Raw genomic sequence first — 13,938 nt, forward strand, 5'->3', positions numbered from 1 at the left:
AATTTCATTGATTAGTGTAAATATTACGCTAACTTTTTTTTGTCCAAACTCCAAGATTTGATATAACAGCGCTAAAGCGCAACAACGATCAAAATATGAGATTATATCATTTTTCTAACAGTCACTATTACTGTTAGAACATTCTCAAATTCTCTTGTTTTAGTCACAGTAATAATTTAACTTTTACCTTTGAACTTTTAATTTTTTAGTTTTCCTATACCTATCCTTGACACTTCTTATATTTCTGTTGTAACATAAAAGTAGCACAAAGCTAAAGCTTGACATCTATATTTAATGCTTGAGAAAAAATAAACCATATCAAAATTAAATTGCTTAGTTAAATAAATAACAATTAACTGATATTTTTTGTGGAAAAATAATAAATAATAGTATGAACAATTCTCGCCTAGTAAAAGTTAGTAAGTATTTGAGTTTCGTGTTGAGACACTACCCGGATAAAATAGGTATTAAACTCGATCCTCATGGTTGGGTTGCTATAGAAGAACTATTGAAAGCAGCTAAAAATCATAGCTTTCCTATCCTTCAAACAGAACTTTATAAAGTTGTAGAAAATAGTGATAAAAAACGATTTTCTATAGATCCTAGTGGTACTATTATTCGTGCTAACTACGGACACAGTGTAAAAGTAGATTTGCAATTAGAACCACAAATACCTCCAGGTATACTTTATCATGGTACAGTAATTCATGTAATTGACTCAATTAAAAAAACTGGTTTACAGAAAATGTCAAGAAATCATGTTCATTTATCAAATGATATTACTATAGCTAGAAATGTCGCAAAAAGAAGAAATGGAAAATCTATAGTATTAGTGGTAGATGCGATGGCAATGTCTGAAGATGGTTATAACTTTTACCTTTCTCACAATAATGTTTGGTTAGTTGATGAAGTTCCAACTAAGTATTTACAAATTCCGTCTACTTGAAGGTGAAATAAAAAAGAAGGCTATTCTAGTTTAAGTAGGATTAAAAATTAGCTATAGCAATCCTACAATTGGTCGTAACAAGTTTGATAGTAGTTAATTTGAGCTGAAAACCTTTCGAGACTCAGAGTGGTTATCAGCAGTTGGATGAACGAAAACGATTAACTGCAGCCAAAATTTCCGAGTTGCTGTTGGTGTTAGAGCATCCGGAATTACCATTGCATAATAACCCGGCGGAGTTAGCTGCTAGAACTATGGTGAGGAGACGCCATATCAGTTATGGAACTCAGACGGCTGAGGGGACGGAATCTTGGGATACGTTTATGTCCCTTGTTGCTACTACTCGTAAGCTGGGATTGAGTTTTTTTGAATATATACGCGATATAGCTGCCGCTAGGCTCCGCCAACGCATTTCCCAGATAGGTAATATTCCCTCTCTGGCAACTATTATTTACGTTCGCGGAGCGTGGCGTCAGCCGTATCGCTCCCTATTTTATCAATCCATTTGATTGGCCTTGGAAGTTATCATCATTGCCTACCCCATCATATTGAGTGGATACGTTTTAATGACCTGCAATACTAAAGAAAGATTAGACCCCGCAGTTTTACGCAAAGGTAGAGTAGATTTAATGTATGAATTTACTTACCGCTTTGTCTAGGGGTTGGTTTGGGCGATAAAATATTAATTTATATCCTAATTTATAGAAGAAAATCAGTTACAATTCGGAAGTTTTGTTATTGAATTTTCAGTTATCAAACTAAAGCTACTGGTCTGTAAATTTTCATTTTGAGTATTATACCAATTACCATGCATTAATACTATACTTAGGTGACACTTCAATTATTAAGTAATTAACACAGGTTAAATAATCTTTTTGATAATTAGGGCTAACCAATAATTAATACCAATTTGAAAAAAGAATGTTATGAATAATAAGGGCAATAAAAAGACTTGACAGGAGATGTTTCTTGGACAAATTCGATAATTTATGAAGTCATAAATAGCATTAAAGCTATTCATTCTGACTCCTGACTCCTGACTTCTAAAAAATTTCCTAGCTACTTTTAGCAAACATTTATCAAATTAGTATAATAGAGTTGTTGGGAAATAAAAACTGAAACTGCTCAAAAGCTTACTATAGCAATCCCATTTTATTTGTGTATAAAAATCTTACCGCTTTTAGGGTACACTCAACTGGGAATACTTAACTGGTGGGAATTTTAGTTTTTTTATCTACTTTTTGATTTTTGACAACCTATTTAGGATTGCTATATATAGCCTTTTAGTTATTTAAGCTCCAAAAACACTATACCCTTAAACAGATAAGGGTTTTAGAACTTTTTGAGCTTAATTCCCAACAAGTCTAATAATTAAGGTTTAAACTCTCTCCTTGTTTAACTACCTACAACTTCATAGTACATTGGAGATAGTAAGGTAAAGTTGAATATTAATCTTTTTTCCCTATTCCCTAAATGCTTAAAGCTTTTTAGCTCATTAACTCCAAAAATGTTGTTATCTTCACAGACCAGGAATAAATTTATCTCACTGAAAATTTACTGAAAATCAAATAAATATTAAGAAAATTCAGAACTGTAGCTTGAATTAAGTTAAAATAATTATAAGAATTAGTATGCAGGAAAAAACGTAGTCGTGAATACCGTTTATAATCCATTAATACTTTATTTAAAAACTAATTATACTTTAGATATTTTTTCCGAACTACCTAACACCTAAGACCTACCACCTTTTATGATTATTTTCCTGATTCTTATTTTTTGAAGCAGCATAACTAAATTCTTCATCCGAAATATCTCTAGTACTAGAATTTATCCAACATAAAGGTTTTACTATTGGCATTTATAGATAAGTTAGTGTTAGAAATGTGATAGTCGAGGGAATTGCAATTATTTTTGAACCCCCCTTAATTTATTTGCCACGACGAGATTATGCACCACCTAATAGCACAAATACTAAATCAGACTAGGGAGGAAATCCTAAAAATGAAACAAAGACCAATAAACACAACCACCTACGAGAATTCAACTCCTCCCCTAGGTCATCAATATCCAGAAAAACATGGGACTTACAATCAACTTTGCCAATTCATCAAACATATACCTGCTGCTATGGCAATGTTAGACCAGGAAATGTTCTATTTAGCGGCTTCTGGTATGTGGTTACAATATTGGCAACTAGAGTCTAGTGAAATTATTGGGAATCTGCATTACCAGGTATTCCCTAATCTCCCAGCATCTTGGCAGGGACAAGCTGAAAAATGTCTACTAGGAACCATTAGCCAATTTGAATTAGAACATACAATTACTGCTCCTAATGGCTCAATACTATTGGTAAAATGGAAAGTCAAACCTTGGCATACAGATAAAGGTATTATTGGTGGTCTAATTATTTCCACAGAAGAAATAACTCGAGAGAAGCAAATTCAACAACAATTAGAATTAACTAAGTTAGCAACTGACAATGCTGCTGATGCTATTTTCTGGATAACTGTTAATGGACAACTATACTATGTAAATAAACAGACTTGTAATTTGCTGGGATATTCTGAATCTGAATTACTTCAGCTAACAATTTATGATATTGACCTAGAATTATCTAGAGAAGTTTTGCCAACCTATTGGCAACAAGTTAAAAATCAAAATTATCTGAGGTTTGAGTCTAATTATTGTACTAAAGCAGGTCGTATTTTTCCTGTAGAAGTCAATGCAAATTATTTAGAATTTCATGGTAATGAATATCAATGTGCCATTGTGCGTGACATTTCTGCGCAAAAGAAAATTAATCTAGATTTACGAGAAGCGAAGGAACAATTCCAAGCTGTTCTAAATGCGGTACCAGGATTAGTTTCATGGATCAGTGCAGATTTACGATATCTAGGAGTTAATAAACATTTAGCTAATGCCTATAATTTACCTATTGAAACTTTTATTAATAAAGAAGTAGGATTTTTACAGACTAGCCCAGAATTTAACGATTTTGTTTATGACTTTTTTGCTAAGGCAGATTCGAGCAATGTTAGAGAAGTAAAAGCAAATATTAGAGGAAATATTAGGACTTATTTAATAGTCGCTCAAAAATATTATCGGGATAAAGCATCATTACCAGCGGCAGTTTTTGTTGGTTTAGACATCACAGAACGTTTAGCAATGGAAGCTTCACTACGCCATAATCAGAAAAAATTTCGCCAACAAGCCGATCAATTAGAGCAAACTTTACAGAAACTAAACTCGGCTACTACTCAATTAATTCAAAAGCATAAAACTTCTATCTTGGGGCAAGTTGTGGCAGGTGTTACCCATGAAGTTAATAACCCTGTTAATTTTATTTCTGGTAATATTGGTTTAGCCATAAATTATGTTCAAGATTTGTTGTACTTGATAGATATTTATCAGCAACATTATCCTCATTCTACACCAGAAATTGAGTCAGAAATTGAAGAGATAGAACTAGATTTTATTAAAGAAGATTTGCCAAAATTATTAGGCTCAATGATGATAGGGGCAGAACGAATTAGAGATGTAGTTAGATCCCTACGACAGTTTTCTGGATTAGAAGTAGAATCTATAAAAACAGTAGATATTCATAAAGGATTAGACAGTACACTTTTAATTTTGCAAAATCAGTTTCAAGGAAAAGAGAATTGCCCTGATATTAATGTGGTTAAAAAGTATGGGAGCTTGCCTCATGTCGAATGTTATCCTGGAGAGTTGAATCAAGTGTTTATGCACATTTTTACTAATGCTATTGATGCACTGGAGGAAAAACACCGAAATTTAAGTACAAAAAAAATCAACTCTCAACCATTTGAACCAGAAATTTCAATTACTACAGAAGTTAAAGATGATTATATCGCGATTGCTATTGCTGATAATGGAATAGGCATGGTTGAAGAAGTATATAGCCAGATATTTGAACCTTTATTTACTACGAAAACCTCAGAAAATAGTATGGGTTTAGGTTTGTCAATTTCCCAAGAATTAATTGTTGATAAACATCAGGGTAAGTTGTCTTGTAAGTCTATGATTGGCGAATTTACAGTGTTTGTAATTGAAATTCCCATTAAGCTTTCTCATTTTGGTCGGCAATGAAAAAAATGTATTTGTCAGGATTTTAGTAGAATCAGAATTGATCGCTATCTACTAGGCTTAAATAGTTAGATAGAAACATTATTGGGAATAATTTAAGATAAATTGTTGACTATAGCTAAGACAAAATTAACTGTTAAAAATCCTACTCCTAGGAGTAGAAGAAAAAACAATGTTACAGTAAAAATAGACTTAATTTGTTTCATAGGATAAACATGATTTTTTCGGAGATGATAGGTTCAAAAATTAATAATTAATAATTAATAATTAACAATTACCTCTCCTTGAAAACGGATAGGATTGACTAATCATGAAAATTTTTTATTCTCAAGGGGAGATTGGATATGGCGCACTTCGGAGCGGCTCTGCTTTCTTCGGGAGACCTCGCCATCCCATCCTAGGTCATCCTCCGCATTCATGTCGGCGACAGCCGAAACGACCGCTTGTTTCTCCTTGCTCATGAGAGGCTTTAAACCTTAATTATTCAGTAATTTTCAACCATAATTCGAGAAAATTGTAGGTTATAGGTTTTAGGTTAATGGTTCAATCCGGGAAATGTCAATGGTATAATATTACTCGTATCAATAAAGAATTGTAGATAGTGCCGATACTTATAGAATGAAACAGAAAATGCTTGTGAGCAAATGTGACTAAATATGGAACGGAATCGAGATTCATTGCCAAGGAGAGCTGTGAAGCAAACTTTTGATAAAAAGCATTGGCTCAATTTGGCGGAGTATGCTTGTATAATTGGTTCAGCATTGGGTGCTTTTGGAGTAGTAGCTTCGGGACAAGCATTTTACGCAGTAGCACCTATGACATTGGCCTTATCTCTGAATGTGGCTAATAGATACCGATTTGAACAGCAGATGCTATTATCTCAAAAGTCAGAGATAGGAGAAATTCAAAGCTCAGTAGAAAAGCTAGAAAAAAATGCTGTAAAGGTAATAGTTAAACTTCGTCAACAGCTTTCTACAGAAATTGAATCAGTTCGTGAAAAATTCTCTACTGAATCAATACAAGTTCTGGACTCAGAGATACAACAGCAACTAACTGCACTAGAACACTCAGCTTCTTCTGTGCAAAAAAGTTTAGCATCTGTAGATAAAAAAGCTCTGACTACAGATGATTGGGAAATAGTAAATGGCCGTCTTTTGGTAATTGAGGAAGCGATCGCTAATCTGCAAAGGGATATGGAAGTATTGGCCAAGGAACCTCAAGCAGATATATCCCAGCTTCAGGCCAAAATTGACGATTTGGAAATACAAAATACACAGGTGGTAAAACCTCACTTGAAACGTCTGATTACACTTGTGAGACAATTACAACATACAAATTATTCTAGCCAATCATCTCATCAGTCTATAATTTCAAAACAACCCATTAGAGAACATACTGCAGAGTCAGTAAAGCAATCTGAAGGTAGGTTTTAAGTAATAATTAATAATTAATAATTAATTATTACCTCTTCTTATAAAGAAGAGGATTGAGCTAAAGGAAATTTTTTTGTCTCCATGAATGGAGAGGCTTTATACCTGAATTTTTCGGTAAACTATACCATAAAATTAGGTCAATATTCTCCTTTTCAAAGGCGATAAAAAAAAGAAAATTTCAGTATTTCAAGCTTTCCTATTCCAGGAGGTATTGATAACTGATAACTGATAACTGATAACTGAAATGACTGAAGCATTTACCCTAATATTTGATGTTGATGGCACTTTAGCAAATACAGAACGAGATGGCCATAGAGTAGCTTTTAATCAAGCTTTTGCTGAAGCTGGGTTAGACTGGGAATGGTCAGTTTCCTTGTATGGAGAATTACTGCATATCGCTGGTGGGAAAGAACGGATTAATTTTTATATTAGTCAGTATCAACCAAAATTTTCATCATCAATTCCACTGCCAGAATTAATTTCTAATCTACACGCAAGTAAAACAAATTATTACCAAAAATTATTAGGAACAGGTGCTATACCATTACGCTCAGGAGTGAAAAGATTATTAACAGAAGCACGAACTAATAAAATGCGGTTAGCGATCGCTACTACTAGCGCTTTACCAAATGTGACTGCATTATTAGAGCATACCTTGGGAAAAGAAAGTATTTCTTGGTTTGAAATAATTGCAGCAGGAGATATAGTTCCGGCAAAAAAACCTGCTCCAGATATTTATTATTATGTGTTAGAAAAAATGAATATTCAACCACAGAATTGTATAGTATTTGAAGATTCACATCATGGTTTACAAGCAGCCTTACAAGTAGGATTAAAAACAATTGTGACTGTTAATGATTATACTCGTAATCAAGATTTTACTGGGGCTACTCTAGTATTAAATCATTTAGGAGAACTAGAAAAACCATTTACTACTCTAAGTGGGGATACTAAAGGTAGAACTTATTGCGATCTAAAATTAATACAGTCTATCCAAGATTAAATAAAGAGAGTGGGGTCAAAAGTTAAAAGTCAAAAGTTAAAAGTTAAAAGTAAGATTTGTGATTACTGAAAATTTTAGCTAGAGCGTTGAGAAGTCTGACGCCAAACCACAGATTATAGCGTGATTTTACCGATGGTTTAAAGTAGACAATAATTGTATGGGTTGACAACTCAAGCTCGTCGTTCTTGTGCTTCAATTCTCTAGTTGAAAATGTAGTAGAAGTTAAACCAATGCTTGCTTCATTCATTAAAAAGCTGAGTTCTGACCATTAATAGTAAATTATACCAGTTTGATAAATGTTTTATACAAATAGTTTTGTTCCTGCTTATAAGTATTGATATCATGTCCGTTGGTATGGTTTGTGTAAAAGCTGGGGAAATATTTACCATATTTAAGGTTTTTCCTTCTCTTAAAGCTTCTTCTTTCTTCCTTCTTCCTTCTTCTTTACCTTCGCCATACAATACCGATACTACCGGACATGATATGATTCAGCAATACCACAAGACTTCTTTCTATTCAGAAATTATTTCTCCTAATTAGAGAGTATTTATTAACAAAATATGAACCTTGAACATCACCATTTTGTTCTTCTTTCTTTATTCCTTTTTCCTGATTCCTTATTCTTTTTTTCAATTTTGTTTATGGCTCTGTTCTCTATCCCCGATTCAGCTATTTCCAACAACTATTGCTTGAGAAAATTGTCTGATTGAATTGGTATTATACCAAGCGCGATTAATGTTTGTTACAAATGTTAGGGACGTTGCATGCAACGGGAGTAGGTCAGACCTAAGTTGTAAGAGCAAACTAGGAATAAATATTGAATAAAAAAAGGGAAAATGATAGAGATAGCTTTCTCAAATGAATTGGATAAGCTCTTTATTAAGTATCTCAGATCGAGATGCACCTTTTTGTAACATTCTTTTTTCATGCCTGGTATTATTCACAACTCCAGAGGCAAAAACTCAGCTATTTTAGAGATAAAATTTGATTTATGTTCTAGTTACGCTACAATGTTGAAATAGAAAATAAAATGATGAGGATATCAAGATAACCCGCGTATGAACGCTAATACGACAGTTACAGAAAAAACATTACTAATTGGTAAGGGATTACCCCCTTTTGAATCTATCAAACCAGAAGATGTAGTACCTGCAATGACAGAACTACTGACAGAATTAGAACAAGAATTAATCAACTTAGAAGCAACAGTTAAAGCAACTTGGAATGACCTAGTAGAACCTCTACAAAAATTAGAAGACCGTTTAACTTGGAGTTGGGGAATAGTAGGACATTTAATGGGAGTTAAAAATAGTCCTGAACTACGAAAAGCTTATAATGAAGTACAACCCAAAGTAGTAGAATTTTCTAATAAACTAAATCAAAGTCAACCTCTTTATCAAGCTTTTAAAAATTTAAGCAATAGCGATCGCTGGGAAAACTTAGATTCAGGACAAAAGCGCATAGTTGAAGCTGCCATCAGAAATGCAGAACTTTCAGGAGTAGCTTTAGAAGGAGAAAAACGAGAACGCTTCAACAGCATTCAACTTGAACTAGCAGAACTTTCTACCAAATTTTCTAATAATGTTCTTGATGCCACCAAAGCTTTTAGCCTCACATTAACTAAAAAAGAAGAAGTAGACGGTTTACCTCCGAGTTTATTAAGTTTAGCAGCTCAAGCCGCCAGAGACAATGGAGCCGAAAATGCTACACCAGAAAACGGACCTTGGCGCATCACCCTCGACTATCCTAGTTTTGTACCCTTTATGCAGCACAGCAAACAACGGGAGTTGCGAGAACAACTTTATAAAGCCTTTATTAGTCGTGCTGACAGTGGAGACTTAAACAACTATCCTTTAATTGAAAGAATTTTAGAGCTACGTCAACAAAAAACAGAAATTCTTGGCTTTAATAGTTATGCAGAACTAAGTCTCGCTAGTAAAATGGCACCCGGTGTGGAAGCAGTAGAAAAATTATTGGAAGAACTACGCAGTGTTAGTTATGATGCTGCGGTCAAAGACTTAGAAGACCTTAAAGCTTATGCTGCTAGAAAAAATGCTCCAGAAGCAAATGACTTCAAACATTGGGATACCAGTTTTTGGTCAGAAAGACTACGGGAAGAAAAATTTTCCTTCACTGCAGAAGAGTTGCGACCATATTTCCCCCTGCCACAAGTTCTAGATGGGTTATTTAGTTTAGTAAAGCGGATATTTGGCATTAATATTACTGCTGCAGATGGGGAAGCACCAGTATGGCATGAAGATGTACGTTATTTCCAAGTTAGTGATGAAACAAACACACCCATTGCTTACTTTTACCTTGACGCTTATAGTCGCCCGGCTGAAAAACGAGGTGGAGCTTGGATGGATGAGTGTATTACTCGTGCTAAAATTGTAGAGAATGGTAAAAGTAATTTGCGTTTACCTGTAGCTTATTTGCAATGTAATCAAACACCTCCTGTAGATGATAAACCTAGTTTGATGACTTTTAGGGAGGTAGAAACTCTTTTCCATGAATTTGGGCATGGTTTACAACATATGCTGACAACAGTTGACTATGCAGGTGCAGCAGGTATTAATAATATAGAGTGGGATGCGGTGGAGTTGCCTAGTCAGTTTATGGAAAATTGGTGTTATGACCGTTCTACTTTATTCGGAATGGCGAAACATTATGAAACGGGGGAGACTTTGCCAGAACATTATTATCAGAAACTTTTGGCTGCCAGAAATTATATGAGCGGTAGTGCGATGTTGCGTCAGTTGCACTTTGCTCTAGTTGATATTGAACTTCATGACCGTTATCAACCAGGTGGGGAGGAAACAGTGGTGGATGTGCGTAAGCGTGTTGCTCAAACTACTACTGTTTTACAACCATTGCCAGAAGATTCATTTTTATGTGCGTTTGGGCATATTTTTGCTGGTGGTTATGCTGCTGGTTATTATAGTTATAAGTGGGCGGAAGTATTGAGCGCTGATGCTTTTGCAGCTTTTGAAGAAGTTGGTCTGGAAAATGAACAGGCGATCGCTACTTGTGGTAAGCAGTTTAGAGATACGGTTTTAGCATTGGGTGGTAGTTTGCATCCGATGGAAGTATTTAAAACTTTCAGAGGTCGTGAACCTAATACTGAACCTTTGTTAAGACATAGTGGTTTGGTTGCTGCAGCTTAAATTAAGTTAAAAGGTATAGGGAGTGTGGGGAGTGTGGGAAGTGTGGGAAGTTTGGGGAGGGTGGGGAGATAGAGAAAGTTAGGAGGAATAATTGTCCCTTGATTTGGCATTGCATAATTGTGGGATGATTTTGTTAGAAAGGATCGAGCATAATCCCCGTGTCCCCGTGTCTCTGTGTCCCCGTGTCAGCCTTAATCATCCCAGTATTCAGCAACACCCTTGATTTTTTTGTGCTTTTCTGCCTTTCATATTAACTTTTTGGTCACTCAAGCTGAAAAATTTGCACTTTTTTTCACTTCCAAAAGGCTAAAACCTTTATCTGCAAATACTTTGAAATTTAATTAGCAAGCCCTATGTAGGGATGTTGCATCGAACGTCCCTACGGAATAGGAAAATAGCGATCGCTCATTTATTCTCATTTTCATTTCCACTTTTAGTATTCAATCTCTTAAGACGTAAACTTACCCAGATCATTTGTTTTAGAGGTAATGGTACTTCTGGATGTAACCCCTCTGATATTTCTTCAAAAGTGTTGATTGATCCTGGATAGAGGAAAACTAGCCATCCTTCTTTGGCAAGACAAGTAAATAAAGCTGACTCCTCAAGCAAGTACGTTGTTGCCAGGTGCTTTTGCTTAAGCTCCTGCACTTGCTCTACTTCTACCTGTGTTACTCGGTTAAGATACGTTTGAGCAAAGGAATTTACCATACTTTGAAAAGATTCATTTTTTCGATAAAGACCCTGAAGTTCCTCATAATAAATATTAAAGTCCGATCGCTTTGCAATCTCTGAAAGCATCTTGAACTCAAATTGACAGCCTTCAGAATATTCCTGAAACAAAAGATAGTTTTCATTAACAAACTTCTCTCCGATACGAATTGCTTTTAACCAAGCTTCATCCTCTTTTATCCCTTCTCTCACCTGAATTGTTAGTCTATGTACACTATCACCAACCAACACTAGACAATTCTTAAAATTATCGCTAATCCATTTGATGCAAGCTTCTATTCGCTTAGTATAAAAATTTTTGCTTCCTAAACTAATTGGGAATACACATTTATCATACTTAGACAGTGAGCCACGCATACTATGAGGAAATATTTTTGCCAAACTTACTTTATATGCAAAACTTGCTTGATATTCATAGTCTTGACTGAAATTGGCAGTACCTTTTGTTAGTTTTTCGTGTATCTTGATGTTTATTTCTTTGTTGATTTTAGATTGGAGCAACTTCAAACGTTCTAGCGAAAGCTGACTCCAGTCAAAATTTTCAATAATCTTTTCTTGGTCTATATGACTACTCATATTGTTGGATATTTTTGAGGACAAGAGGATTTTGATATATTTAGTCATAAACCAAGTAAATCAAAATCCTCTATAAAAAAGATATCAACCAGAATTAAACATTAGTTTCAAATAAAGAAAGTCGCAGTCGCTCACTTGCATTTTCCATTTCAGCTAATGACTCAATACTAATAACCATACTACGCTCAATTCCCAAAATTTCTGCTGCTTTAGCCACTGCTGCTTTTTCTTTTTCCTGGTAAACTCCATCAGCACTACTCATTTTTATCGCTTGATACAACATAGTTCGGCGAAAGTTTAGAGGAAAATCGTACTTGATACCATTCAATAGCTCTTCTATCTTGGCATTTTTCCAATCAAATTTGCGGAGCGTTTCAATGTATTCTTGAGAATCTACCATTAATAGTTCTTGTTCGTCAACATACCATTGAAATTCTTTTTCTGCTAATTCGCCATCCGCACCAGCGATCGCCATTAATGCACCACCGTATTTCACCGCCACATCAAAATCAACTGGTGCAGTAATGTTATACCTCTGTTGGGCATACTTTGTTGGCTGGAGACTTTTACCACTACTCATATTTCACTCCTGTAATTCTTTGCTTTAATCATTTTAACTTCCTATATACTTATTCATTTTGTCAACCGTCTAATAAAACTTTAGAAAATATTTACAATTCAATAGTTGATATTGAACTATCAATATTTATTTAGCGATCGCTCATTTATTCTCATTTTTCATTTCCACTTTTAGCATTCCGCTTATTGAGGCGTAGACTCACCCAGATCATTTTCTTGAGAGGTAATGGTACTTCTGGATGTAATCCCTCTGATATTTCTTCAAAGGTTTTGATTGACCCTGGATAAACGAAAACCTGCCATCCTTCTTCAGCAAGGCAGGTAAATAAAGCTGACTCCTCAAGTAAGTAGGTTGTCGCCAGATGCTTTTGCTTAAGCTCCTCAACTTGCTCTGCTTCTACTTGTTCCCCTCGGTTGAGATATGTCTGAGCAAAGGAATTTACCATACTTTGAAAAGATTGTTTTTTTTGATAAAGGCTCTGAAGTTCCTCATAATAAATATTAAAGTGCGATTGCTTCTCAATTTCTGAAGCCATCCTGAACTCAAATCGACAACTTTCAGAATATTGCTCGAACAGCAAACCATTTTCATTAACAAACTCCTCTCCAGTGCGAATTGCCTCTAACCAAGCTTCATTCCCTTTTATTCCTTAAAATATTAGCAGCCTCATCTAAATCTTTGCCAAAACAAATAATTCCATCCTCGTGACCTGCCATTACTAATATTTTTTCTACTCCTAAATTCTCTTCATCAAACAAACGAAACATTTCTTTTGCTATTTGTAGAGTACCATAAGGAACATCTGGATTAGAAGTAGGAACTTTAAACATAAGTTCTTGCCAAAGCTAATAATTTCGAGTTATACTTTGTTGACAATAAAATCTTATCTAAAACTGTATTTGCAGACAAATACTCAAAGGAAGTAATAAATTGATTGAAACTAATAAATTCAAAGCCATAGAATTATTTGCTGGAATAGGTGGTTTTCGTTTGGGAATGAAAGCTGCAAATATTGACACTATTTGGGCTAATGATATTAACAAACTTTCTTCTCAAGTTTATCAAAGTAATTTTGGTAGTGACTCAATAGTATTAGACGATATTAATAAAATTAATTTATCATAAATTCCAGAACACGATATTTTAACAGCAGGATTTCCCTGTCAACCATTTAGTCAAGCAGGCAAAAAAATGGGAATTAGAGATAGAGTCAGGGGAACACTTTTTGAACGAATTGTGGAAATAATCCAGGCTAAAAAGCCGAAATATTTTTTATTAGAAAATGTCAAAAGAATTATAACTATGGAAAAAGGGCATCATTTCCGAATTATTTTAAATGCTCTTGCTTCCTTATGCTTTATATGGTAATTCAGTTGTGCCTGATTGTGTAGAATGGATATGTCGAA

The 13,938-nt window shown here is 34.6% G+C and carries 13 protein-coding genes and 1 pseudogene; 8 read left to right on the forward strand and 6 right to left on the reverse strand.

From position 1 onward, the window contains the following. Positions 1 to 391 precede the first annotated feature (391 nt). From ACP6PM_RS18310 to ACP6PM_RS18335, 6 genes are all read left to right on the forward strand, one after another. Entirely contained in the window at positions 392 to 946 is a 555-nt protein-coding gene (locus ACP6PM_RS18310) for an RNA 2'-phosphotransferase (protein WP_426587091.1), read from the forward strand. Positions 947 to 1,137: 191 nt separating this feature from the next. Next, the gene (locus tag ACP6PM_RS18315; RefSeq protein ID WP_426587093.1) at positions 1,138 to 1,452 is read left to right on the forward strand and encodes a hypothetical protein; all 315 of its coding nucleotides are present in this window, start codon (positions 1,138 to 1,140) and stop codon (positions 1,450 to 1,452) included. A gap of 6 nt (positions 1,453 to 1,458) precedes the next feature. After that, complete coding sequence (locus ACP6PM_RS18320) at positions 1,459 to 1,602, forward strand: hypothetical protein (protein ID WP_426587095.1); 144 nt, start codon at positions 1,459 to 1,461, stop codon at positions 1,600 to 1,602. A 1,342-nt stretch (positions 1,603 to 2,944) separates the two neighbouring features. After that, a complete protein-coding gene (locus ACP6PM_RS18325) occupies positions 2,945 to 5,050 on the forward strand; it encodes a PAS domain S-box protein (protein WP_426587097.1) in 2,106 nt (701 codons plus the stop codon). A 653-nt stretch (positions 5,051 to 5,703) separates the two neighbouring features. Next, complete coding sequence (locus tag ACP6PM_RS18330) at positions 5,704 to 6,480, forward strand: hypothetical protein (protein ID WP_426587099.1); 777 nt, start codon at positions 5,704 to 5,706, stop codon at positions 6,478 to 6,480. A 244-nt stretch (positions 6,481 to 6,724) separates the two neighbouring features. Beyond that, positions 6,725 to 7,483 (forward strand): HAD family hydrolase, encoded by a 759-nt coding sequence (locus ACP6PM_RS18335; protein WP_426587101.1) that lies wholly within the window; start codon positions 6,725 to 6,727, stop codon positions 7,481 to 7,483. Between the two features lie 43 nt (positions 7,484 to 7,526). On the opposite strand, the gene ACP6PM_RS18340 is transcribed toward ACP6PM_RS18335, so the two are convergent. Together ACP6PM_RS18340 and ACP6PM_RS18345 are read right to left on the reverse strand one after the other, a co-directional pair. Continuing rightward, entirely contained in the window at positions 7,527 to 7,730 is a 204-nt protein-coding gene (locus tag ACP6PM_RS18340; protein WP_426587103.1) for a hypothetical protein, read from the reverse strand. Next, entirely contained in the window at positions 7,723 to 7,944 is a 222-nt protein-coding gene (locus ACP6PM_RS18345) for a hypothetical protein (protein ID WP_426587105.1), read from the reverse strand. The genes ACP6PM_RS18340 and ACP6PM_RS18345 overlap by 8 nt, the downstream gene beginning before the upstream one ends. Before the next feature lie 597 nt (positions 7,945 to 8,541). Between ACP6PM_RS18345 and ACP6PM_RS18350 the strand changes: the two genes are divergently transcribed. Then, the gene (locus ACP6PM_RS18350) at positions 8,542 to 10,647 is read left to right on the forward strand and encodes a M3 family metallopeptidase (protein ID WP_426587106.1); all 2,106 of its coding nucleotides are present in this window, start codon (positions 8,542 to 8,544) and stop codon (positions 10,645 to 10,647) included. Positions 10,648 to 11,052: 405 nt separating this feature from the next. Here ACP6PM_RS18350 and ACP6PM_RS18355 read toward each other — a convergent pair whose 3' ends face one another. The 4 genes from ACP6PM_RS18355 to ACP6PM_RS18370 all read right to left on the reverse strand — a co-directional run bounded on the left by ACP6PM_RS18355 (position 11,053) and on the right by ACP6PM_RS18370 (position 13,362). Continuing rightward, positions 11,053 to 11,952 carry a tRNA-dependent cyclodipeptide synthase gene (locus ACP6PM_RS18355; protein WP_426587108.1) on the reverse strand — a complete coding sequence of 300 codons (900 nt, stop codon included), beginning with the start codon at positions 11,950 to 11,952 and terminating at the stop codon, positions 11,053 to 11,055. Between the two features lie 94 nt (positions 11,953 to 12,046). Continuing rightward, complete coding sequence (locus tag ACP6PM_RS18360; RefSeq protein ID WP_426587109.1) at positions 12,047 to 12,532, reverse strand: TerB family tellurite resistance protein; 486 nt, start codon at positions 12,530 to 12,532, stop codon at positions 12,047 to 12,049. 151 nt (positions 12,533 to 12,683) lie between these two features. Then, positions 12,684 to 13,067: a hypothetical protein gene (locus ACP6PM_RS18365; protein WP_426587111.1), complete on the reverse strand. Its 384-nt coding sequence runs from the start codon at positions 13,065 to 13,067 to the stop codon at positions 12,684 to 12,686. Positions 13,068 to 13,164: 97 nt separating this feature from the next. Then, positions 13,165 to 13,362, reverse strand: coding sequence for a hypothetical protein (locus tag ACP6PM_RS18370; RefSeq protein WP_426587113.1), 198 nt, complete (start codon positions 13,360 to 13,362; stop codon positions 13,165 to 13,167). Positions 13,363 to 13,462: 100 nt separating this feature from the next. Between ACP6PM_RS18370 and ACP6PM_RS18375 the strand changes: the two are divergent. Further along, positions 13,463 to 13,900 (forward strand): annotated as a pseudogene (locus tag ACP6PM_RS18375) (DNA cytosine methyltransferase). Positions 13,901 to 13,938: the final 38 nt, after the last annotated feature.

This window comes from Dapis brunnea BLCC-M229, assembly GCF_050015995.1.
Taxonomy (GTDB): domain Bacteria; phylum Cyanobacteriota; class Cyanobacteriia; order Cyanobacteriales; family Microcoleaceae; genus Trichodesmium.

Bases quoted from the DNA above. Each gene is read 5' to 3' on its own strand.
- ACP6PM_RS18310 (WP_426587091.1), top strand. From the start codon at position 392: ATGAACAATTCTCGCCTAGTAAAAGTTAGTAAGTATTTGAGTTTCGTG.
- ACP6PM_RS18325 (WP_426587097.1), top strand. From the start codon at position 2,945: ATGAAACAAAGACCAATAAACACAACCACCTACGAGAATTCAACTCCT.
- ACP6PM_RS18330 (WP_426587099.1), top strand. From the start codon at position 5,704: ATGGAACGGAATCGAGATTCATTGCCAAGGAGAGCTGTGAAGCAAACT.
- ACP6PM_RS18335 (WP_426587101.1), top strand. From the start codon at position 6,725: ATGACTGAAGCATTTACCCTAATATTTGATGTTGATGGCACTTTAGCA.
- ACP6PM_RS18340 (WP_426587103.1), bottom strand. From the start codon at position 7,730: ATGAATGAAGCAAGCATTGGTTTAACTTCTACTACATTTTCAACTAGA.
- ACP6PM_RS18350 (WP_426587106.1), top strand. From the start codon at position 8,542: ATGAACGCTAATACGACAGTTACAGAAAAAACATTACTAATTGGTAAG.
- ACP6PM_RS18355 (WP_426587108.1), bottom strand. From the start codon at position 11,952: ATGAGTAGTCATATAGACCAAGAAAAGATTATTGAAAATTTTGACTGG.
- ACP6PM_RS18360 (WP_426587109.1), bottom strand. From the start codon at position 12,532: ATGAGTAGTGGTAAAAGTCTCCAGCCAACAAAGTATGCCCAACAGAGG.
- ACP6PM_RS18365 (WP_426587111.1), bottom strand. From the start codon at position 13,067: ATGGCTTCAGAAATTGAGAAGCAATCGCACTTTAATATTTATTATGAG.
- ACP6PM_RS18370 (WP_426587113.1), bottom strand. From the start codon at position 13,362: ATGTTTAAAGTTCCTACTTCTAATCCAGATGTTCCTTATGGTACTCTA.